At 70.1% G+C, this 21109-nt stretch carries 18 protein-coding genes and 1 pseudogene; 16 read left to right on the plus strand and 3 right to left on the minus strand.

Annotated features, from left to right (window positions below):
• The coding region (locus RIN75_RS25930) for a hypothetical protein (RefSeq protein ID WP_309114626.1) at positions 1-192 on the minus strand (192 nt) is incomplete at its 3' end.
• A 482-nt stretch (positions 193-674) separates the two neighbouring features.
• On the opposite strand from RIN75_RS25930, the gene RIN75_RS25935 reads away from it, so the two are divergent.
• The 9 genes and pseudogenes from RIN75_RS25935 to RIN75_RS25970 all read left to right on the plus strand — a co-directional run bounded on the left by RIN75_RS25935 (position 675) and on the right by RIN75_RS25970 (position 9119).
• A complete protein-coding gene (locus RIN75_RS25935) occupies positions 675-962 on the plus strand; it encodes a hypothetical protein (RefSeq protein ID WP_309114627.1) in 288 nt (95 codons plus the stop codon).
• Positions 959-1633 (plus strand): sigma-70 family RNA polymerase sigma factor, encoded by a 675-nt coding sequence (locus tag RIN75_RS25940; RefSeq protein WP_309114628.1) that lies wholly within the window; start codon positions 959-961, stop codon positions 1631-1633. Before RIN75_RS25935 ends, RIN75_RS25940 begins: the two co-directional genes overlap by 4 nt.
• The gene (locus tag RIN75_RS25945; RefSeq protein WP_309114629.1) at positions 1630-2721 is read left to right on the plus strand and encodes a hypothetical protein; all 1092 of its coding nucleotides are present in this window, start codon (positions 1630-1632) and stop codon (positions 2719-2721) included. The genes RIN75_RS25940 and RIN75_RS25945 overlap by 4 nt, the downstream gene beginning before the upstream one ends.
• 615 nt (positions 2722-3336) lie before the next feature.
• Entirely contained in the window at positions 3337-4050 is a 714-nt protein-coding gene (locus RIN75_RS25950) for a hypothetical protein (RefSeq protein ID WP_309114630.1), read from the plus strand.
• Between the two features lie 374 nt (positions 4051-4424).
• Positions 4425-4565, plus strand: a pseudogene (locus tag RIN75_RS44225) (pentapeptide repeat-containing protein); the annotation flags it as partial.
• A 601-nt stretch (positions 4566-5166) separates the two neighbouring features.
• Positions 5167-5742: a DddA-like double-stranded DNA deaminase toxin gene (locus RIN75_RS25955; RefSeq protein ID WP_309114631.1), complete on the plus strand. Its 576-nt coding sequence runs from the start codon at positions 5167-5169 to the stop codon at positions 5740-5742.
• A gap of 8 nt (positions 5743-5750) precedes the next feature.
• Positions 5751-6290 (plus strand): hypothetical protein, encoded by a 540-nt coding sequence (locus tag RIN75_RS25960; protein ID WP_309114632.1) that lies wholly within the window; start codon positions 5751-5753, stop codon positions 6288-6290.
• Between the two features lie 341 nt (positions 6291-6631).
• Entirely contained in the window at positions 6632-7597 is a 966-nt protein-coding gene (locus RIN75_RS25965; protein WP_309114633.1) for a hypothetical protein, read from the plus strand.
• Positions 7598-8621: 1024 nt separating this feature from the next.
• Positions 8622-9119: a hypothetical protein gene (locus tag RIN75_RS25970; RefSeq protein ID WP_309114634.1), complete on the plus strand. Its 498-nt coding sequence runs from the start codon at positions 8622-8624 to the stop codon at positions 9117-9119.
• A 568-nt stretch (positions 9120-9687) separates the two neighbouring features.
• Here RIN75_RS25970 and RIN75_RS25975 read toward each other — a convergent pair.
• Both RIN75_RS25975 and RIN75_RS25980 read right to left on the minus strand, forming a co-directional pair.
• Positions 9688-9921, minus strand: coding sequence for a hypothetical protein (locus RIN75_RS25975; protein ID WP_309114635.1), 234 nt, complete (start codon positions 9919-9921; stop codon positions 9688-9690).
• 700 nt (positions 9922-10621) lie between these two features.
• Complete coding sequence (locus tag RIN75_RS25980) at positions 10622-12544, minus strand: hypothetical protein (protein WP_309114636.1); 1923 nt, start codon at positions 12542-12544, stop codon at positions 10622-10624.
• Between the two features lie 947 nt (positions 12545-13491).
• Here RIN75_RS25980 and RIN75_RS25985 point away from each other — a divergent pair.
• The 7 genes from RIN75_RS25985 (at position 13492) to RIN75_RS26015 (ending at position 21103) form a co-directional block, all read left to right on the plus strand.
• Positions 13492-14679, plus strand: a complete 1188-nt coding sequence (locus RIN75_RS25985) for a helix-turn-helix transcriptional regulator (protein ID WP_309114637.1) — start codon at positions 13492-13494, stop codon at positions 14677-14679.
• Between the two features lie 337 nt (positions 14680-15016).
• Complete coding sequence (locus RIN75_RS25990; protein WP_309114638.1) at positions 15017-15205, plus strand: hypothetical protein; 189 nt, start codon at positions 15017-15019, stop codon at positions 15203-15205.
• Positions 15202-15408: a hypothetical protein gene (locus RIN75_RS25995; RefSeq protein ID WP_309114639.1), complete on the plus strand. Its 207-nt coding sequence runs from the start codon at positions 15202-15204 to the stop codon at positions 15406-15408. The genes RIN75_RS25990 and RIN75_RS25995 overlap by 4 nt, the downstream gene beginning before the upstream one ends.
• A 2-nt stretch (positions 15409-15410) precedes the next feature.
• A complete protein-coding gene (locus RIN75_RS26000; RefSeq protein ID WP_309114640.1) occupies positions 15411-15617 on the plus strand; it encodes a hypothetical protein in 207 nt (68 codons plus the stop codon).
• A gap of 1682 nt (positions 15618-17299) precedes the next feature.
• Positions 17300-18001, plus strand: a complete 702-nt coding sequence (locus RIN75_RS26005; RefSeq protein WP_309114641.1) for a hypothetical protein — start codon at positions 17300-17302, stop codon at positions 17999-18001.
• 336 nt (positions 18002-18337) lie between these two features.
• Positions 18338-18790, plus strand: coding sequence for a hypothetical protein (locus RIN75_RS26010; protein WP_309114642.1), 453 nt, complete (start codon positions 18338-18340; stop codon positions 18788-18790).
• Between the two features lie 336 nt (positions 18791-19126).
• Positions 19127-21103, plus strand: a complete 1977-nt coding sequence (locus RIN75_RS26015) for a S53 family peptidase (RefSeq protein ID WP_309114643.1) — start codon at positions 19127-19129, stop codon at positions 21101-21103.
• Positions 21104-21109 lie beyond the last annotated feature (6 nt).

The raw sequence follows: 21109 nt of genomic DNA on the forward strand, positions 1-21109 counted from the left end.
GCCGGTGAGCGGGTCGCCGACCTGCGTTCCGGTGGCCGGGTCCCACAACCGCACGGTCGTGTCGCTGCTGCCGGTGGCGATCAGGGTGTGGCCGTCGGGCATCGGCACCGCCGCCACCGCGTTCACCCAGTCGGTGTGGCCGGTGAGCGGGTCACCGACCTGCGTTCCGGTGGCCGGGTCCCACAACCGCACGGTGCGCAGCCCCGACCCGACACCACCTCCCGGGAACGGCGGCGACTACACAGAGATCTTGGTCAGCGTCGCCCGGTGGCACGCTCGTCCTCCTCGTCGTCCGAGGCGACGACCGTACCGGGTGTCTCGCGAGAGCCCTTGGCGTTCCTTGCGCCGGGTACTGCTGCTTGCGTTTCCGGCGCGGGTTGGCACACGGCGGGTGGAGGTTTGAGGTCTTACCGGGTCGAACACCGAGATCGGGCCATCAGGCGTTGCCTCCCCCGGGGGGTGTCGGTGAGTGACGGGATGCTCAGCTCTGCTGGTTCGCATCCGTCCTCGGCGATGGCTATCGGTGCACGCCGCCGACAGCACGGTCACCGGGCAGCCACCACCGACCTCCCACAACCGCAAGCGCGGACCCGGTGTGCGTACTGCGGCCGTCTGGTGGGAGAACCCACCAGACGGCTCGCGCAGGTGGGCAGGTCGACAGACACGGAGGCGAGATGACGTTCCACGACCCCGGACATCACGACCCGGTGGTGAACCACGAGTTGGTCCTGGTCCCCACCGCTGGCCTGAGCAGGCTGGTCGCGCAGATGGTCGACCAGCGCGGCCGGACCCGCCGCGCCCGTGACCGCGGGGACACGATGGCCGGCCTCGCCCGCACGATCGGCGCGGCGGGCGCCGGCGCGGAGATCTCGGTGGTGGACGACGACGGGGCGAAGTGGTCGATGACCCTCACCCCGCACCCCGCCGCCGGCACGGACGAGCTGCGGGACAACGCCCGGTGACCGGCGGCGCGCACGCGGACCTGGAGCACCCCGACGGCCGAGAACCCGACGGCCCGCTCGACAATGCCCCGGATGACGCTGGCGACGACGCGGAGTTCACCGCGATCCTGCACCGACTGTGGGACGAGCTGCTCGCCTACATCGGGCGCCGGGTGCGGCCCGACGAACAGCACCTGGTGCAGGACTTGGCCAACCAGGCGGCGGAAGACCTGTACGTGCAGTGGCGCAAACGCCGCGGCGCGATCGAGGACGACCTCGCCGCGGCGATGGTCCGCCAGTCGGTGAAGGGAGACCTGGCCAACCACCGTGCCAAACAGACCCGCCGGCGCACGGATCCCGTCGCGGTGGATGACCAGGCGTTGGCCGACCACGCCGACCCCGCCGCCGAGTCCGAACTCTCGGCCGTGCTCGGCCGCGTCGACCACGAACGCCTGCTCGCCGAGCTGCCTCGGCTGCTCACCCAACGTCAACGCCAGGTCGTGCTGGCCGTCGACGTCGACGGGCTCACCCAGGCCCGCGCCGCCCGGCAGCTGGGACTCAGCGTCCGGGGCTTGCAGGAGCAGCGCAAAGCCGCGTTGCGCAGGCTACATCGTCACCTGACCTCACCACCTGCCGACACCACACCCGCCGGAGCCACGCCCACGCCGACCACCAGCAGGGACACCCGATGACCCACAACCCGCCCACCCTGGCCGACCTCCGCCGCCGCCTCGCCGACCGCGACCCGCACACCGCCGCCGACCGCGAGCAGCGCATCGACTCGTGGCTGCTCGGCCGCGACGCGCAGGCCGTGGCCGAAGGGCACCTGGCCGCCGGCGACCTCGACGCCGCCCGCGACGCGTACACGATCGCCGCCCGCCACGGCGCGCCCGACGCCCAGGCCATGCTCGACGCCGTGGCCGCACTCACCGAAGCCGCCGACAGCCCCGAGATCCGCGCTGCCGCCGCCGAACACGCACTCACCGGCGGCAGCGACACCGGCGGGCGGATCGAGCCCGACCTGCTCGCCCACCGCGCGCTGACCGGTACCGCCTTGCTGCACAGCATCCGGACCGCGCAGCAGGCCGCCGAACACGACCGCACTCGCGCCGCTGACACCCTCACCGCCGCGCTACTCGCCACCTCCGCCGTCCTAGCCGACGCCCACACCCGCGCCGAAACCATCACCGCGCGGGCCCGTGCCGATGCAGCCCGCACTTCCCTCACTGCCCCCGCCACCGACGTCGTCATCGACGGCCAGAGCCGTGTGCACGCCGCCCTCGCCCTCGCCCTCGACCGGTTGCATCGACGCGACCGGCACCGGGACGCCTTCGCGAACCTCGTCCAAGGGGTTGCCGCACACCGGGCCACCACCGGCTCGGTCGAGCGGGCAGCCGAGATCGCCCGCTCCTGCGCCATCCCCGGCCACCCTGACCATCCCGTCGCGTCCGTGCTGTCCCCCTCCGGGGGGTTGATCGTGGAGGCGAAATTCGTCCACCCGTCCGCGGATGTCCTGGCTGCGCTCGACCGTTTCGAGGCCCAATTGTTCGTCTCCGGCGCACGGACCAGAGGACTGTGGCTGCCCAACTCGGACCTGCATCGGCACGACCCCACCACCCGACCACGACAAGCGCTCGATCGCGACCAACTCGTCCTCGCCCTCACCGAACTCGCCGACCACGACCCCGACCTGCTCCACGCCGCCGCACGCCACGCCCGCCACACCCACCCAGACCGCCGCGACCACGCCCACACCGACGCCCAACCCCTGCCCGCCTGACCGCTCGGCGAACCCGCCACCAACCTCGTCGCCACCCAACCCAACAGGCCGGGCCCGGCCGCAGCAGCCGCCGGGCCCGGCGGGAGCCGTGTCCGTGCCAGGTCCTGCACCGGTGACGCATCCGGGAGTTGATCGGGCGGCGGTCGAGCTGGCTCACTGACGCGGCCCGCGTCGAGTGCGGGCGAGGCGGCCGACGGTGGAGCGGCAGAACCTCGTGAGCCCGCGCAGATGTCCTCCACCATCGTGGCCAGCACGCCGGTCAAATCCCAACCTGACATATACGTCGTCCGCTGTGCAGTACACGTCGTCGCACGGGTCGGGAACGTGATCGTGGCGTTGCACCGGGATTGCTTTTAGCCCGCCCGACGGCCAGGCCGAACAGTGGGAGCGCGCCACCGTAGAGGCGATGGAACATACCGTCCGGCACTACTGCGACTAGGGATGGTGGTGCGGCGGATAGTCCATGCAAGCGACGTGGTGCGCTCTGCACCGTGGGCAGGCTTCGGGCGTAGTCCGGCCGTCCTCATTGGACCGGGCGGTCCCACCCGGCAACACGTCCGGGTGACTCCGACCGCTGGCACTGCGGCAGCCTCGCCGTGGGGCCGATGAAGGTGCATGGACGTCGGATCGACGCCCTCACTCGGGGACCGCGTGTTGTTCACCGCCTTGGTGTCGCTCGCTGCCCTAGCCGAGCGGGCCGAGGCGGTCACGGCGCGACTCGCCGCCGAAAGCGACGCTGCACGCGCCCGGCGGGAGGCGCAGCACGCCAACGACAGCGCCAGCGCCGCCCTGGCCGGCGTCGACGCCCTTACCGACCAGCTCCGGGACGCCACCAGCAGGGCGGAGACCGCCACGACCGAGCTGGCCACCCGCACCGTAGAGCTGGCCACCTCCCGGAACCGGACCGCGGAGTTGGTCACCGAACTGGTCACGATCCGCCGGGAGCACGAGCGGCAAATGGCGTCGATCGCTCACGAAGCACGCTCGCGGGAAGCCGCCCTGCGACAGAACCTCGAATGCACCCACGAGGTCAGGCTGGGCGGACAGCAGGCCGAGGCGCGCGTCGAACGTGACCGCCGTGACCAAGCCGCCGAGGACAAGGTCGACCGGCTTACCGGAGCGTTGGGCGCTGCCCGTGTCCAAGTTGGTCAGACCGCCGCGTTGCAGGCCGAACTCGACCGGCTCTGGATGCGTCTTGCCCGGTTGGCCGCCGCACCCGAGGCGTCCGGATCGCTGCTTCAGGCTGTGGTGCTGGTGCTGCTGGAAGCCTCTCCCGACGATTCCGACGGAGAGCGCGGTGCAGGCGACGTCGAGGAGGGGCGGGCGTGAGTGCACCGTGGACCTCCGCCGTCCGACTGGCTCACGGCCTGGACCGGCGATTGTCCGAATTGTGGCGCACCTGCGCGGCCGACGACTGCGGCGCCGTCCCGGCCGGCCGGCGCGATGAGGGGATCCACTGCCTGCGTCACCTCCCCGAACCGCAGGCGCGCAAGGACGCGGTCAAGGCGATGCTGCGCACGCGGACCGCGACACGGACCGGCGGCTCGATCGTCGTGGTGGACCTGCGGGGCACGACCTTCGACTCGCGCCTGCTCCAGGAGACCCTCCAGACGGTGCGCCGCGTTCAACCCGCCGAGGACGCGCCGGCGTTGAGCTGGTCGTTCCGAGGGTGCGTCTTCACCGGTCCCGCGAGGTTCACCGACATGCAGTTCGGAGGCACGAGCCACCCCGAGGAGGACTACGCCGACTTCAGCGATGCCCGCTTTCACGACGAGGCGGAGTTCACGGCCGCGCGCTTCCACGGAAGGGTGTACTTCCAGGGCACGGGATTCACCACCGTCCACTTCGACGAGGCAGTGTTCGGTCGGGACGCCTGGTTCCTGGGCACGCGCTGCGACACAGCGATCTTCAGCGACACGACGTTCTACGGGCCAGCCAACTTCCTTGACGTGACGGCCGACTCGGCGTTGGTCCTCACCAGCACGACCTTCGACGGGCCCGCGCACCTGGACCGGATCACCGCCCCGGTCGTGGACGTGGGGCAGGCGGTGTTCGCCAAGCGTGCCACGCTACACGTCGCGGGTGACTGCGTGGCCGACCACGCCCGCTTCGACGACGGTGTCGCCGTGCGGCTTCAGCCTCGACCGACCGGCGTGTCGACCCTGAGCCTGACCGGTGTCAGTCTGGGGGCCCAGTCCACCATCACCGGCGAGGTCCCACACCCCGAGCAGGACGACGCGGCGCCCGCCGAACACGGTGAACCCGTCCCTGCAACGCCGCCAACCGGCAGCTTTTTCCGACGAGGGCGCGGACTTGGAGGTGTCCGCGATCCGCCCAACTCGGTCGACCTTCATGCACACCTCAGGGTCCGGCGCGTTCTCCGGGTTGCGACGTTCAGGCGAGAGCGCTTCCTGCCACGTTGCCGTGATGGTTCGATCACGCACCGTGAGGAAGCTGGCTGCGTTAGTCGTCGTTGGACTCGCCCTCTACTACGTCTTCCTCTCCGGAGACGACAGGAAGTTCGAGTGCGTCCAAGCCGCCGCGTTCGGACTGGGCGTGGCAGGCGCCCAGGACGAGGAACGCGCCTGCACGATCGAGATCGAGCAGGCCGCGGTGGACCGGCAGTGGGCCTCGGCCACGTGGGACCAGCTCAAGGCCAGCAAGCGGATCGTGACCACGGCCTGGTACTACTACGCGGACGGTGAGCGGCGGGAGGTCCAGAGCGGCGTTTCCGGTTCGGATGCGGCGCTTGAGGCGATGCTGGACGCCGGGATCGACGAGCCGACGGCCGCGCGGCTCAAGACGCACGTCGAGATGAAGATCGCCGCCGAGATGATCGAGAAGGACGAACCCGACGTGGTGATCGTGATCAATCATCCGGGCGGCATGTGCGCCCCTGTGGACCGCGATGGGTGTTACGACGTCATGCCCAGGCTGCTGTCCGCCGAGAACCGGCTGGCAGTGTGGTGGAAGGACAGAGACGGCGTCCTGCAGCGCAGGCCGTTCGCGGGGACGAGGTGAGCGACGGGATGGGCAGCATGCGTAGCTGGGCCGAACACGGAGTGACCGAGCACGACTGGACGATCTCGGGCACCCTCCAGGTCCACGGCGCGACCTATGGACTCGGCTTCACAGCCAGAGCGGAGCTGGCGAGGTTCCTCGACTTCGCCGCCGGAGCGGACGGGCAGCCCTACGCCGCACGCCTCACACGACACCGGGCCGTCAGGCCGGTCACCGAGCAGGACCGGCTCTCGGAACTGGATTTCCACTTCGACCCGGCCCACGGCGTCGGTGCCGCGCTGCTCCGTGTCGCCGACGGCCCCGACCGGGCAAGCTCGTACTGGTTCACCGGCGGCTCACCCGATGGCGCCCGCCTGGCCGCGACCGTGCCCGCCGACATCGAACTGGTCTACGACACGTGGAACCCGGCCGAAACCAGGTTTCCCCGCTCCTCGTGGATCACCCTGCCCGAGCTGTGGTCAGCGGTGCTGGAGTGGGCCTTCGGCGAGCACTACCCGCCCGACGTCGTTTCCTGGACCGCCGTCCCGCCCCCGACAGGCCGTCTCTAGATGTTCAGATCGCGTACGTGCCGGCATCGCGCAGGGCGGTGGCCGGCGTCGTGGGACTTCGCCCTGGATCAGGGCGAAGCCGACGGTGCCAGCCGGTCTTGGCTGCCTGCGACTGCGCCGCGCACCTGACCGACGGGCCGGCTGCTGGACGACACCCTGTTGACCACGAAGACCAGCGCGGCGGACAGTCCTGAGTATCGCTCGATTAGTCGGACGCGACAGCGAAGTTTCGAAACCATGCGAATGGCCGTGTGTCGTAACACAGGAGCTGCCGGCTCTCTGCCAGCATGAGCTGCAATTGTCGTCGAGGGCAGTCGATCGTTCGACGCAGGGTGGGCCGGATGTACGCCAAGATCGATCCGAAGCAATGGCCCGGTCGGGTCGTGCCGGAGGACGAGAGCCACGTCGCCTCGGCCGTTGAGTCGTTGTGTCTGCGCGCCCAGTGGCACGACGCCGACCGCGACAAGATCACCTCGGTGGTGCAGCGATGGTTCGACCGCGGCTGGTGTGTCGACGCCATCCTGCGGGCCGTGGACCTGATGCCCGACGGCAGGTTGCAGCGCCGCAAGAGCGAGAAGCAGGACCCGCATTCCTTCCTCAAGGACCGGCTGCGGTTCTGGTTCGCCGACGAGGGCGCCGACAGCGCCACGGAGCCGAGAGACCCGCCAGTCCAGGGCATGACGTTCGCGATGTGGTGGGCGATCAACCGCCGCAACGAGCGGATCAACCGGCTCCGGCGGCGCAAGCCGACGCTCGGCGCCGAAGGTGAGCAGGCACGGCGTTTCGCGACGGGGTACGCCCGAGGTCTGCGTCGCGACTCCATCGCCAACGCTCGGGAGAAGGGCAAGCGGCGGGAACAGGCGCTGGATGATCTTCTGTCCGAGGGGGCATCACCGCCTCCGCTGGAACAGTCACGCCGCCGTGCCCGCCGCAAGGTCGTGAACAAGCTGGTGTGCGGCTGGGTTGCCCGGCAAGAGGTCATCGCCAACGATCCGGCGGTTCTACGGGCGCTGCACGTCGTGCTCGCTTCCACGAACCACCCGACTCCGGAGTCTGTCCGGTGTCTGCACAACGCCGTCCGCGCGGCGCGGTGGAAGGCGCAGATGGCGCACCTGGAAGCGCTGGTGACCTCGGCAGGAGACAAGTCTGCGCCGCATCTGAGCCGGGAGGCCCTGCGCGTCCTGCGCTACGTCGACCAGGCCGTCGAGGAAAACCTTCCGTTCAACGTGCTGGTATTCCTGCTCCGCAACGACGTTCCACTCAGCACCAACAAGGCGGCCGCCGACAGCCGTGAACATGCTTCGTGATGCACTCCTTCAGGGCTCGGCCGTCGCCTCAGGGCCCTTACGGACCGCCGGGTTCGCGGCCTGGCACTCACGCCTCCGGGTGACCCTGCGAAGCCGCTCTGCCGATGGCTTGCGGACACCTCGGCAGCTTGAGCAAGGTGGGCGGCAGCCTGCACGGCCATGAGGACTCCTGGCACTGGCGGGAAGGTGCGAGGCTGCCAGATCACCGGGTCGGCTGGCCGCCGCTCGGCAACATTGTGACCTGACCGGGGGAGCACCGGTCCGGGGAGGCGCTGTTCCCGACGGTACGGCTGCTCCCGCGGCGTAGTCGTCGCCGGCGTCAGCGCGAGTGCGCAACTCGTTCGACTCGCCCCGCCTCAACAGCAGTTCGGCCAACCGCCCGGCGGCGTTGACGCTGCCGGCGTCGGAGCAAGGGCGTAGAAGCGACAGCCGATGTCACGGCTTCCCGGCCCTCCGCCACGCCGCCGGACGCCGACACGGATAGGGCGTCCTTCGTCCTCATCACCCCGAACGACGCGCTGACCACCGCGTCGCCGACATCCGCAGCGCGCACGGGCTGTGGGCGCGCGTCGCCGGCGTCTCCCGGTCGCCGCCGCGAGCATGCGCGACCCAGCGGCGCCACTTACTTGACGACCGGCCCCACACCCACGCGTCCACCTGTCCCGCTTGGACGGTTCGGACGGGCATGCCATTCGTGATGTGATCACTCAGTCGTCAGCAGGATTTGGCCTGGCAGCTTCGGGTCACTAGTCCAGATGGTCACCACGGAGATCACCTGGGTGACTGCCACGACAGTGTCTGCGGTCGACAGGAGGAGATCGCCGAGGCCGCGCGGATGACCGCCGACGAGGTCGCACGCCCCCCAGTGGCCCGCCGCGGGCCGCGTGGGCGATACGCTCCCGGCCGTGTTCCCCGCGCCAGCGGGGGTGAAGAACTCGGCGCTGTCGCGCCGTTCTGCGCACCGACCCCACGACGCGCCCCCGCTGCCGACGACGGCAAGGCCGCCACGGACTGGAACGAACGGTTGGCAGGCGCCGAACACGCGGCGCTCCAGCTCCTCGCCTACGGCATCGACACCCAGCGTGTCCGGCTGCAATGGCGGACCCCGTTCTGGGAGTGGCTGAACCGGATCGCCGACACCGACTCCCACGACAAGGCCCCGGACAACTGGGAGCCGGGCATGGCCAACCACGGCGGCGCGGACGCCATCAGCGTCGAGAGCATCGCGGAGTGGGCCCACGAGGGCCAAAAGGCGCTCGCTGGCGCGGTCATGATGCTCGCCGAGGCGATTCGGTGGGGCCGCCAACTCGAAGCCGAGGACGACGCCAAGACCGCGGCAGAGGTCGTGGTCAACGCGGTTGCCCAGTTCCCCTACCGGGTCGCGGAGGCGTTCGCCGACACCGCGCAGATGCACCAGGGCGCCATCGTGCAACGGGTCGTCGCCGAGACGACGGCCATGCAGACCGAGTCGACGATCAGCCGGGCCGCAGGCGACCGGATCCGCAGCGTCCTGAGGGGCTGAGGTGAGCCTGAAGACGCCGATCCCGCGCGGCACGGTCTCGGGCTGACGCGCGGGCTGCCGGTGCGACGATGCCGTACCGCGCACAGCCAGGACATCGCCGCGCACCGCAGCGCACGCAATCGGCGGCGGCTCCCGGACCCGGTGCGGCGGCACATCGTGCGGGAACTGCGCGACGGCAGGCCGCTGGCCGAGGTCGCCTCCGCCTTCGGCCTGTCGCCCCGAGCGATCACCGCGCCCGCCTCGCCGCCGCCGGGGCCGCCGCAGAGGTCGACCAGGTCCGCGTCGACCCGGCCGACCGGTTCCGGTCGGCCGCCGGGCATCCGGGTGGTGCGCCCAGCACGACCTCGCCGCCGCAGACATCCGGGCCGAGCCCCACGTCGGTCGTTAAGGCCCGCATCAAGACCAAGTCGAGGTGGACTCTCGATAGAAGGTGATGTGGTCCAACCCCAGTTCGACCCTGTAGAGGATCTGTTGGCCGAAGTGCGGCGGGGATACACCCGTGGCGCTGGCGGGCATCGCCATGTCATGTCGTTCGGGCCGGACGGGCGTTCGCGGGGCCAGCGGGCCGCTAGTCGTTCGTCTGCGGGTAGTTGCCCTTGAGGACTGCCAGCAGATTGCGCAGGTACGCGTCGGGTCCGAGTTGACCGATCAGCTCGATGTTGGACGCGACCCACTCGTCCTCGCTGATCATCGGCTGATGCGGCTGGGCCAACATCGGGTCGATCTCGATGGCGTAGAACGGGTTGGCGATCATCGCCGCCACATCGCCGGGGGTCCACTCCTCGTGTGCGTGCTCGTTCATAGCGGCGAGGCTAGCTGTTCCTGCGGTGATCGATCGGGTGATACCGCCTCGTCGCAGCACACCACCTACCCAGATGCAGCGCGCGGGCCGCTGGGCAGGATGACGAGTCGCATTACCGACCGAAGGGCTGGCGGCGTGGAACAGCGTGCAGTGGCGCCTGGGGATAGGCACGCGACCATTTGAATACCGAACCTGCGCCGATGAACCACGGTTCTACCGACCGGACGGGCGCGTTCCGCGTCATTTGACGCTCCGGTCGCTCGTTCGGTCGTGCGAGTCGACCCGACCGGGCGGCACGCCGCCACCCCACGTGCGAGCTCTCAAGAGCCAAGTCAGCTCGAACAGGCGTGTCAGGAAACACCGTCAGTGACGAGCCATCTGTTCAGCCCAGGAACACAGGCCACTTGAACAACGGCTCCGACCAGTCCGGAAGGCCAACGTCGGCCGCCCGGCGGTTGTTGATCGACATGCGCAGCGTCTGCTCCACCGGATAGCTGCTGCGTCGAGTGCGGCGTCCCCCTGTTCGAGCGACACGGGGGTGTGATCACCCGCAATGACGAGAAATCCGTACGCCACCAGGTCCTCATTCGCAGCGCCGCCATCGCCTCTGGCTTCGCCACCTCTGGCACATGGCCTGGTCAGTGTCGGCGGGTCTGGCACTGCCTCCAAGTGATGGGCGGGCATGTCATCCACGATGTGATCAGTCAGTCGTCAGCAGGATCTGGCCTGGCAGGCTTGGATCACCGGTCCAGATGCTCACAACGGAGATCACCTGGGTGACTGCCACGACAGTGTCCGCTGTCGACAGATCGTCGAGCAGGTCGCCTGTGGCGGTGTTCCGGTCAGCGAGATAGCGCAGGAGTGCACTTCCAGGCTCGGGGCAACTGGGAATCTCGTCGACTGCGCCGATAGTGGTGTGGAGGTAGTGCAAGTAGTTCGTGGTGGCGTTCCACCAGTTGGTTGCCTCGTTGCGGAGGGCCGGTTCGTCGCGGGGATCGTCACTGTGGAGGGCTGGGAGGTCCGCCGCGATCGCGGCTACCAGTTCGGGCCCGACGGCTGCGGCGGCAGCGAGGATGCGGAGCGTGAGAGCGTGGTCGGCAGCTCGGCCATCAGGGAACTCGAATGCGATCCCAGCCGCTTCAGCTGGTTCGGTGATCAAGTCGCGGGCGAGGGTGAATGCGAGGTTTGGGGTCTCATGGTGCGCCCGGATCAGGGGGCCTAGCAGAGCGTTGATGTCGCGTCGTCGACTGTGGGCTGGCGCGTTCTCCTCGGGCAGCATGTCTTCGATGGTCTCGAACAAGTCGCTGAGCAGGTCGATCTCATCCTGTGTGTCCTGGGGGCGGTCACGGGCTGTCTCGATCGCGCGCAGGATGGGCGCCAAGGCTGCCGCTGTGTGGCTAGCGCGAGCGTCGCCAGTCGTGGCGGCACGCTCGATGACGTCTGCACCCAGGGCAAGAGCGCTGTAGTGGATCAGGTGGTTTAGCGGGTCGGCCGTGACATTTGGGTCGTCGATGGCGGCAGTCGCGGGTGCGGCCGCCAGCAGGTGTGGTGCCCGTAGCGCGATCTGCACAAGCATGTGAGCCTTTGCAGACGCGTCGTGGTCCAGTTCGGCGTCGTGAGCTGCTTGGGCATTGTCGTCGAGGTCGCGCGTGGCGAACCAACGCGCGGTGTCGTCGATCGAGTCGCTACCCAGGGATGCAAGCCATACCCAGGGCGTTGGTGCGCTTCCGAGTGCCGGGCCGCCCATCGTGGCGAGTGCACGGAGTCCTGCCCAGAGCACTGCCCGCACTTGCTCGTGTCGGTGGCGCAGCGCGGTTTCCGGGGAGCGGAATCGGTCGGGCGGTTCCCGTCGGAGGTCGTGGGCGTCCATGAATGTGTGGACGAGGGCGTGGCCGCGCATCTGGTCGTCGTCGAACCCGGATAGAGGGTGATCATGTTCGTGACGCGTTGCGTCGAGCAATGCTTGGGCTAGTGCGCGGTCGCCTTCTCCGCGGCCGGTGAGCGGCCTGCGGTCGCCCGTGGCTTGTTCGGCGCGGCAGGCGGCGATCAGCAGCGTGCCGAGTTCCTCGGTCAGGTCTCCGTCCCAGGGGCGTTCGACTGCCTCGGCCACAAGGTCGGCCGCGTTGACGAGGCTCTCTCGGTCCGGGGCGGCGAGATCGGCCGCGGCGCCAGCGAGGAGGTACTGGGCGATCAATCGGCGGATCGGCCACGGCAAGTGCCCAGCCAAAGACTGGCGGGCATTCAGATGCTCCTCGCGCGGCAACCATCTCCCAGACTTCAGCGGGGTGTCCAGGCTGTGGACGCTGAACGATGTCATGCGATAGCCGGACAACTCAGGGATGTCGGGTAGCGCTCGTGCCAGGCTCGGGCCCACAGTCAATGCCTGGTTGAGATCACTGTCGAGGGCCAGCCCGATCCGAACTCCGGAAGGGAGGGACTGGAGTTGCAGGTCGAGAATGGCGATTCCGCGACCGTCAACCTGCAGCACCGGTGGGGCTCCCTCAGGCCCTTCGGCGATGTGAGATTCCAGCACTGCGAGAAAAAGTTGGTACGCCACGTCGCCGGGCGACCCAATCGGCGCCGGGTCGGAACCGACCAGATCCAGCCACAGGGCGTGAGGCACGCGTCTCCTAGTCGGTGAACAGCGGGCAGGCCCGGCTGAAGATACCGCTTCGCCGTCGCGACCGTGTATCGCGATGGCATTGTCGGCCTCCGTGTCGTCTGCGGTGGGCGGTGTTCAGCACGCCGATGTCTGTAGGCACCGGTGGGAAACGCAGCCGGATGGGTCCGTTGAGCGGACGGTGCTCCACAGCGGACCGGTGTCGCTGAGGGACGTGTTCGAAGCCGGTCATCAGACCGGGGGAGAACCTCGGCTGAGCGGGCTTGGACCTGCTCGGATTACCCGTTAACTCTGACGGTCGCAAGGGGTGTGGCTCTATCAGTCCGACAGCGAGGTCGGCTGCGCGGCCCGCTCGATTGCTACTCGCGGGGCAAGTTCGCGCAACTGGCCGTAGGAGTTTGCTGCGTCGAGTGCCGTAGCCAGGGCGGTGACGACGAGGTCGGCGCGGATGGCGGCGGCTAGCAGGCTGTCTACGCTGGGGCGACCTCACCAGTAGTCTGCTGCATCGCGGCCGTGGAGGCCTCGCCGCCGGCGCGTGATCGTCAGGTCGCCGACAGGGGCACTACCGGACAGTGCCCACGAAGGCTCACGCTGGCTGATCAAATGAGATTTTTCAGACGCCGTCGAGGCCCGGATCGTGGAGGAAATCACCGCGTTGAGGCGGGCCCGGTCAGGCTAATGCGGATTGCGCAAGCAGCGGGGACTTCGCTGGAGCCAGCCACCACACGGAGGTGCTGTCCGCATGGGAGCCGCTTTCGGTCTCGGCAGTTGGGCCGGACGGTCACTTCGTCGCGGAGCCGCACCGCCTCGCGAACCAGGGCTGACCCGGATCACGGCGGCGGACGCTAGCCTTGTCGTGTTCCTCTTCGCGGAGGGCACCGCCCCCGGTTGGCCCCCGGGGGCACCCGCGAACCAAGGGGAACAACTCCGCGACGAGGGGCAGGTTTGGCGTGGAACAGGCGCACATCGGACGGCGGGTCCGGGAGATCCGCGCGTCCCGCGGCATGGAGCAGCAGGTCGTGGCCCAGTTGGCGGGCATCACCCCCGCCTACCTGAGCATGATCGAGCGCGGCTTGAGACCGGTGAACTCGCGGAAGCTTCTGGAATCCCTGGCCAGAGCCCTGCGGACCTCGCCGGAGGAGTTGACTCGCAGGCCCGAGTCGCCGATCGATCCAGCTGCGGAGGCGGCCCTGGCCCACGTCGCGGCGATCGAGGACGTGCTGAACGCGTGGCGGGTGGGCGAGACACCCGACGTCGAGGCACGTCCGTGGCGGCTGGTGCTGGCCGAGTTGGACAAACTGAACCTGACACTGCGGCCCAACGCCGACTACGACGCCGAGGGCGGACTGCTGCCCACGCTGATCCAAGACCTGCTGCTCGGCGTGAACGGGGCGGGACAGCGGCGCCAGGCGCTGATCGGGCTGATCGCGGCGTACAAGGCGGTGGCCTACTTCGCCCACGACCTGAGGGTGGCGGGTCTGCCGGCGCTGGCGGTGCAGCGGATGCAGGAGGCCGCCGAACGCCTGGAGGACCCGGTGTGGCTGTCCTACGCCAACTACCAGCGCGCGCAGTTGATCAGCGGGCGCAACCGGCAGCGCCAGTATGACCTGGCGGTGCAGGTCGCGCAGACCCCCGGAGCCCGGACCGAGGTGCTGGGCATGGCGCACCTGACCGCCGCCTTGGCCAAGGCCGCCCAGGGCGACGGCGACGCCGCCCGCACCCACCTGGACGAGGCGACCGACCTGGCCGAGCGAATCGAGCCGGACGTCAGCCCGTGGATGCAGACCAACTATGGCCGCGTCAACGTCCGCATCTGGAAGGTCTCCATCGGCGTCGAACTCGGTGCCGGGGCGAAGGTCCGCGAGGTTGCCGCTGGCCTCCGCCTCGACGGCGTGTCCGTGTCGCGGCAGGCCGCGTTCTGGACCGACCTCGGGCGCGGCCTGGTCACCGACCGCAAGCACCGCGACGCCGGGCTGTCGGCCCTGCTGCGCGCGGAACAGTTGGCGCCGGTGAAGGTGCGCCACAACCCGTTCTTCCGCGAGTCGGTCACCACGCTGCTCAACGCGGCCATGCGCGACGCCGGCGGGCCGGCTTTGCGCGGCCTGGCGCGCAGGATCGGTGTGCCCCCGACCGGGTGATTCCGCCTGTTGCTTAACAACCTGTGAAATAGCGCTCCACGGTCCCACCTAGCGTCAGATCCCGGACACGGGAGGTGACGCCAGGTGGGATCTTCGTTGTTCAGCAGGGTTCGTCGTCGCATCGTCCCGGCGCTCGCCGGCCCGGCCACCCAGTCTGCGGCGGCCCTGCCGACGCCCCGACCCGGCAGGGCCGCCGCGACCACCCCACTGCCGGAACCCGCCGGGCCGGACACCGAGCCCATCCGGCCTGGCGACGCGCCCACACCCCGACCGGACACCTCGTCGTCCCGGCCGGGAGCGCTGCGGGTCGCGCCGTATCTCCAGGGAGACGCCGATCATGTCCTCGCAACCCGACGCGCCCGTGCCCTCGCCGGATGGCAGCACGGCACCCGAGCAGCCCGCGACCGATCCGGGCTGGACCGCGGCCCGCGACCGGCTGGCCGCGGCGCTGGCGGCCACGAGCCTGCCGACCTACGGCGGATCGGCGCACCTGCACCACGCCGCCCGGCGGCACCACCGGTCGTGAGCGGCCACCACTGGCTGATCGGCCGTGACGGGCAGGGCCACGCCATCCCGAGGGGCCGGCCCGCCGAGGACGGGATGGTCGACGCGGTGTGCGGCGCGGTCATCCTCACCGACGAGGCCACCACACCCGACGGCCTCCTGCACGCCCTCTGCCTGGAGCTGGTGGGTGCCAGCACGCCGGACGCCGGTTCCTGGCGGGACTAGCCGTGGGCCTCCCGCAGCACGTCCTCCGGCAGGGCAACCAGTGGGGCGTCACCGTCGCGGAGCTGATCGAAGCCGCCGTCGCCGAGGGCCGCCCGCTGCGACTGAACTGGCCGTCGGGCGACACCGCCGACTGGCCGGGCGACGAGTACCCCACCGCCGTCCTGCCCGTGATCATTGACGACACCCCCGACCCCAGGAGGCGGACGTGACCAGCCCACGGCTGCTGCCTGGCGTGTTCACCGCCCAACAGCACCTCGTCGCGGCCGACGCAACCGCCCACGGCTCCGCCCACCTGGGCAGCCGCTACCGTGCCCTGTGCCGGGCACTGTGTCTGCCCGCACCCGCGAACCCGCGCTACACCTGGCGCCGGTGGCCGATCTGCCCCGCCTGCACTGCCCTCCGCGTAGCGGCACAACCGCACCGACCCGCCTCGACCCCGCACATCCGCCGTGAACAGGGGCTACACCGCATTGTGCGGACCCCGCTCGCGTGCTGACCACAGAACCGGGTCCGCACCGCACCGCCGACACGGCCCTGCCCGCCCGCTGGCACTCATCGAGCCTGCGTGCGGGGTCGTTCACGCTGCTGCGGTGGCGAGGTGTCCGCAGCACGGCGGGAAGTGAGGTGCGGCGTCGGCTGCCACACGTTCGGCCGAAGATCACCGGGCACCACCGTGCACCGGCGGCACTCTCCGAGTTCTGGATCCGGACCGGTCCGCAGTCGGCCGCAGGTGCGGGGGCGTATGCGACGGTAAGGTGGCCAGGCTCGCGCACGCCCTCGCACGTAGTTCCTCTGTCGTGGCGAACCCCGCGCCGATGCCGCGGGCGAAGCGGAAACCGGATCGAGTCCGCAGGGATGGCGGGCGGGTCGTGGTGCCTAGGGGAACGCTTCCGTCCGGGCCGTGTTCGGAAGGGCTGGCACGGCTGTACAGCACCGTCCACTGTGGAACGGAGCGCACGAGCGTATTCCAGGTCAGCAGACCGTCCTTCAGGTCGTCGTTGTTGGTGCAACGGAATGATCGCGTCCAGCCGTCTCCACGTGACGGTCGTACCATGCTCGACGTCAACAACGGTGCCGCGGCGGGTCACGGCCAGCACCAGCTCCCTGTACGACGTCGCGTCGCAGGAGACCGGGCGCGGCTGGCGCCAATGGTGGGCGGTCGACATCAGCCAGACGAAGCGCGCCCGACGCCCATCAGGGCGGCAGCCCAACACGGAATGCTCGCCCAGGGCAGGTGGAGCAAGAGTAGTAGCGCCAGCGGCACGGTCAAACACAGGTGCCAGGCCGTAGTGGCAGCCATCGGTGGTCAAGCGCGGTCCCCGCTAGCTGGCCACCACAAATTGATGGCAGGTGCGGTGACGTCCCAAAGCTCGGTTAGGTGCTCTCCGTAATCAATCACTACTCCATTCGAGTGAAGAAAGGGTTCGTTGCCCGCCTAATGGTGACTGTGTGTCAGATTTCTGCCTAGGGTGCAGAAGCCGAGTCCAGGGTCCACACGGGACCGCAGGGACCGCGCGTGGGTGGCCGGGAGGCTTGCCCGCGTTCGGTCCGGCGGCGGTGCGGGGCCGTGGAGGACGCGGCGGCAGAGTCGTGTCGGCGGGGCCCTGGGGAGGGATCCGCCCGCCGAGTACCGCCCTGCCGGGACGTCCAGACAGACGGCCCGCAGGGCGGGTGCACGGCGATGGGGGGCGTGCCAGTCCGTCGTCGCCGACCTGTGGTCGACCGGCTCCTGGGCCGGGACGATGTCGACATCGGGGGGTGTCAGGTGGTTGTTGGCGCGCACAGCGCCGCGGGCTCGGAAACGGAGATCCCTGACGGGACTTCCGCCGCGTCCGACGAGCAGGCAGGGCGGCTGGTCTTCCAGCCGCCACCGGGCTGGTGCGGTTGGCGGTTGGACCCCGCTCAGGTCGAGGTTCCCGAGTGGTTGGCGGACATGGTCGACGGGCACGTGTGGCCCTCGGCCTCGCCCGACGAGTTGTCACGGAACGCACGGACGCACTGCGGCCACATCGACTACGAGGTGGTCTGGCAGCGCGCGCCGGAGTTGTTCGAGCGGCGCATCCACGTCGGCGCTCCGCCGCCGGAGGAGCTGTGGGCCGCGCGGCGGACCCTGGCCAGGCATGGGTTCGAGCTGATTCTCGACGTGCAGTTCGAGGTCGTGGCGGAGGGGTTGGCGTTGGCCGTCTACGGCGCCGGTGTCGTGGGACGCTTGACCGAGGCGGCCTGGCGCGACGTCGCGCCCCTGCTGACCACGTGCACGTGCTCGGTGCGCGAGCCGCGTGAGGACGTCGACGTGTCGCGGGGCGTGATGCGGCCGGGCCGACCGCCGGTGCGCGGGGCGTTCGCGATGCCCTTGTCGGTGCGGCCGGAGCTGTGGGAGGCCTCGGACGTGTCCCACACGTGGTGGGCCTACCCCTTCTTCGGCACGCTGCGCGAGGGCTGCACGTGCGTGGCACACACCTCGACCGCGAGCGGGATCCGCTTCGGGCCACCGATTCCGGGCCTGGATTCCGTCGCAGCGGTCACGGCGCATGCCGCGCTGGAGGCAGACGTCGGGTCTCCGCCCGACAACGAGGACGCAGCGTCGCCCTGAAGGTGCGGCGGCCGTCCAGCGTGGACGCTGGACGGCGCGAGAACTTCCGTCGGCGTCGGCCGGACTGGGTCCTCACCCGGGTCCAGGCACCCATTGCCCACGATGTCATCCCCGCGCCGGGAGCGCGGAGACGACGGCGCCGGGTGGTCGGTCGTGCCAGCGGATCACTGGGGGGCGTGCACGAACAGGTCGTCGTCCCGTCGCGGGCAGTGGCACCCCAGCACTGTCGATTGCTCGGGGCGGCGGCCGTCGAGCCGGTTCCGCCGCTGCGGTCTCCCGGGTGGGCCAGGAGGCCGCAGGCGGAACCGGCGTCAAGACGTGAAGGGGGAGGACGCGATGGCGTCCGACGACAGGTCTGCCGGGCGGCCCGTTGTGATCAGGCCGGTCACGATCGTGCTGGGCCTCGCGGTCGGGGTGCTCGGCTGTTCCGCAGGCGGTCCCGCCGCGGTACGACCGTCGCCGTCCGCGACGGCGTCGACGGGGCCACCGGTGGTGGCCTCGGTGGAGCTTCCCCCACCCGAGCGGGAAGGGCCGGTGGTCGTGGTCGAGGGACGGACGTGGTGGAACTCGCCCAGGCCGGGATGCGCGGTGCTCCGGTTGGACGGCGGCCAGGTGCTGCGCCTGACCGGTTCCGCGGTCGAGCTGCGCCTGGCTGAGGCGGGGGAAGGCCGTGCGGACGTGCCGCAACGGACGCGGATAACCGGGCATGTCGCCCGCTCGGGTGCCTCCGTGTGCGGGCCGCACCCTGCGTTCGTGGTGCAGAAGGTGGACGTCACGGCCGCTGGGTAACACGCCACATGCACGTCGACACTCTGGGGAATCAAATTTCCCGGAGCGCTTTCCCCTGTTCAAATCAGTGTCCTGACTACCTTTTCAAATAGGCCGCAAAATGTGGGCGTGAATGGTTGACGCGACGCTGATCCGTGAGGCAGGGTTGTCCGCAGATCGGCGGTTACCGCAGGTCAGGCCGACAGGGGGACGTCGGTCGCAATGGAACGGCGTGTCGCCGCGCGGGGGACTCACCGCAGGTTCGTCTCATTTTCGGGGCGTTGTGCAGGTTCGTCGCGTGTCAGCCGTTCATTGTCCGCAGCACAGTGATGAGCGAAGAGGAATCGGGGGCTTTTCATGGCGCTTCGACCAGCCCGTGTCGCGGGCGTGGTAGTCGGGTGCGCGGTACTGGCGGTGGTCTCGGCCGCGCCGACGTCGGCCCAGATGGCGTTGTCGCAGCCGAGTGGCGACCGGGCGGTCGTCGAGGGTAGCGCGCCGGTGTGGGCCACACCGCAGGCCAAGGTCGGCGGGGTCGACGACCGCGAACGCCGGCGCGTCCAGGTAGCGCTGGCGCTGCGCGACCCGCGCGGCGCGCAGCAGCTCGCCCAGGCGGTGTCGGACCCTGACTCGCCGCAGTACCGCCAGTTCCTGGACAACAGGGCGTTCACCGAGCGGTTCGCCGCGAGTCCGGCCACCGTGGACAAGGTCACCTCGTGGCTGCGCTCGGCGGGCCTGACGGTGGAGGGTGTCAGCGACAACCGGGCTTTCGTGCAGGTCAGCGGCGACGTCGGGCGGCTGCGCGCCGCGTTCGGCGTCACCCTGGCCAAGTTCCGCACGACCCTGCGCGACGGACGCACCGTCACGCTGACCGCGCCCGAGCAGCAGGTCAGCCTGCCGCGTGGCCTGCGCGGCGCGGTCGAGGCGGTGCTCGGCCTGGACGACGCGTCCAAAACCATCACCACGCAGCAGATCGCGCGCACCGCGCCGGCCGACCGGAACGCCCGCGGCGCGGCGCGTCCCGGCGACGTCGCCGCCGCGGGGGAGGAGGACGAGTGGTGCGCGCTGCACTGGGCGGAGACCAACAACTCCACCGTGCCGCAGCAGCACCCCGCCGGGCGGCAGTCGAACTTCCTGTGCGGCTACGACACACCGCAGATGCGGGCGATCTACGGCCTGGGCGGCGGTAACACCGGCGCGGGCCAGACCGTGGCGATCGTAGGTGCCTACAACTTGGCCACCGTCGAGTCCGACACCAACCAGGCCGCCGCGCAGTACGGCTCGCCGGCGTTGACGCCGGGCCAGTACAGCGCCGTGCTCCCGCCGGCCTACGACAACCACGACCAGTGCAACCCCGAGGCGTGGGCCAGCGAGCAGGCGTTGGACGTGCAAGCGGTCCACACCCTCGCCCCGGCAGCCAAGATCGTCTACTACGGGGCTTCGTCCTGCTTCGACCTCTACAACGCCCTGATCCGCGCGGTGGTCGAGAACAAGGCGAGCATTATCTCCAACTCCTGGCTCTACCCCGGCGAGCGCCTGGTGCCGGCCGCCGAGCGCGAGCAGATGGGCCGCATCGCCATCCAGGCGGCGATCCAGGGCCAGTCGATCGTGTTCTGCTCCGGCGACACCGGCGACAACAGCGGCGTGCAGGGCCAGGCCGAGGCCACCTTCCCGGCCAGCCACCCGTGGGTCACCGCCGCCGGCGGCACCAGCGTCGCCCTCGGCGGCGACAACAAGATCGCGTTCACCGCGGGCTGGGCGAACTCCGGCTACACCCAGAACGGCGGCTCGTGGGTCGCGCAGTCCGACGACGACGGCCGCTTCGCGGGCGGCGCCGGGGGCGGCGTCTCGATGTACTACAAGACGCCGGCCTACCAGCAGGGAGTCGTGCCGACCCAGCTCGCGGGCGGCAAGCGCGCCATTCCCGACGTCAGCGCCCTGGCCGACTCCATGACCGGCATGGCCATCGCCTACACGAACTCCCACGGCCAGTTCGTGCAGTTGGCCAGCGGCGGCACCTCGCTGGCCGCACCGCTGATCGCCGCCCTGGTCGCCGACGCCGCCCAAGCCCAGGGCGTGAGCCGGTTCGGGTTCCTCAACGACGCGCTCTACGACCTGATCGGCTCGCCGCAGATCACCGACGTCAAGCCCGTCGCCGCCGGGATCTGGTCGCCGTTCATGCACAGCTTTGGCGGCGTGCACGTCCCGGACGGCCTGGGCAGCTACCTGCTCGACATCGACAGCCGGCCGCAGAGCCTTCAGTCCGGGCAGGGCTGGGACACCCTGACCGGCATCGGCACGCCCACCACGGGGTTCGTCACCGCGCTGGGCAAGTGACCCGGT

This window comes from Saccharothrix sp. (genome assembly GCF_031180885.1).
Classification (GTDB): domain Bacteria; phylum Actinomycetota; class Actinomycetes; order Mycobacteriales; family Pseudonocardiaceae; genus Actinosynnema.

Bases quoted from the DNA above. Each gene is read 5' to 3' on its own strand.
- RIN75_RS25960 (WP_309114632.1), top strand. From the start codon at position 5,751: ATGGGCAGCATGCGTAGCTGGGCCGAACACGGAGTGACCGAGCACGAC.
- RIN75_RS25945 (WP_309114629.1), top strand. From the start codon at position 1,630: ATGACCCACAACCCGCCCACCCTGGCCGACCTCCGCCGCCGCCTCGCC.
- RIN75_RS25950 (WP_309114630.1), top strand. From the start codon at position 3,337: ATGGACGTCGGATCGACGCCCTCACTCGGGGACCGCGTGTTGTTCACC.
- RIN75_RS25965 (WP_309114633.1), top strand. From the start codon at position 6,632: ATGTACGCCAAGATCGATCCGAAGCAATGGCCCGGTCGGGTCGTGCCG.
- RIN75_RS25935 (WP_309114627.1), top strand. From the start codon at position 675: ATGACGTTCCACGACCCCGGACATCACGACCCGGTGGTGAACCACGAG.
- RIN75_RS25990 (WP_309114638.1), top strand. From the start codon at position 15,017: ATGTCCTCGCAACCCGACGCGCCCGTGCCCTCGCCGGATGGCAGCACG.
- RIN75_RS26015 (WP_309114643.1), top strand. From the start codon at position 19,127: ATGGCGCTTCGACCAGCCCGTGTCGCGGGCGTGGTAGTCGGGTGCGCG.
- RIN75_RS26010 (WP_309114642.1), top strand. From the start codon at position 18,338: ATGGCGTCCGACGACAGGTCTGCCGGGCGGCCCGTTGTGATCAGGCCG.
- RIN75_RS25975 (WP_309114635.1), bottom strand. From the start codon at position 9,921: ATGAACGAGCACGCACACGAGGAGTGGACCCCCGGCGATGTGGCGGCG.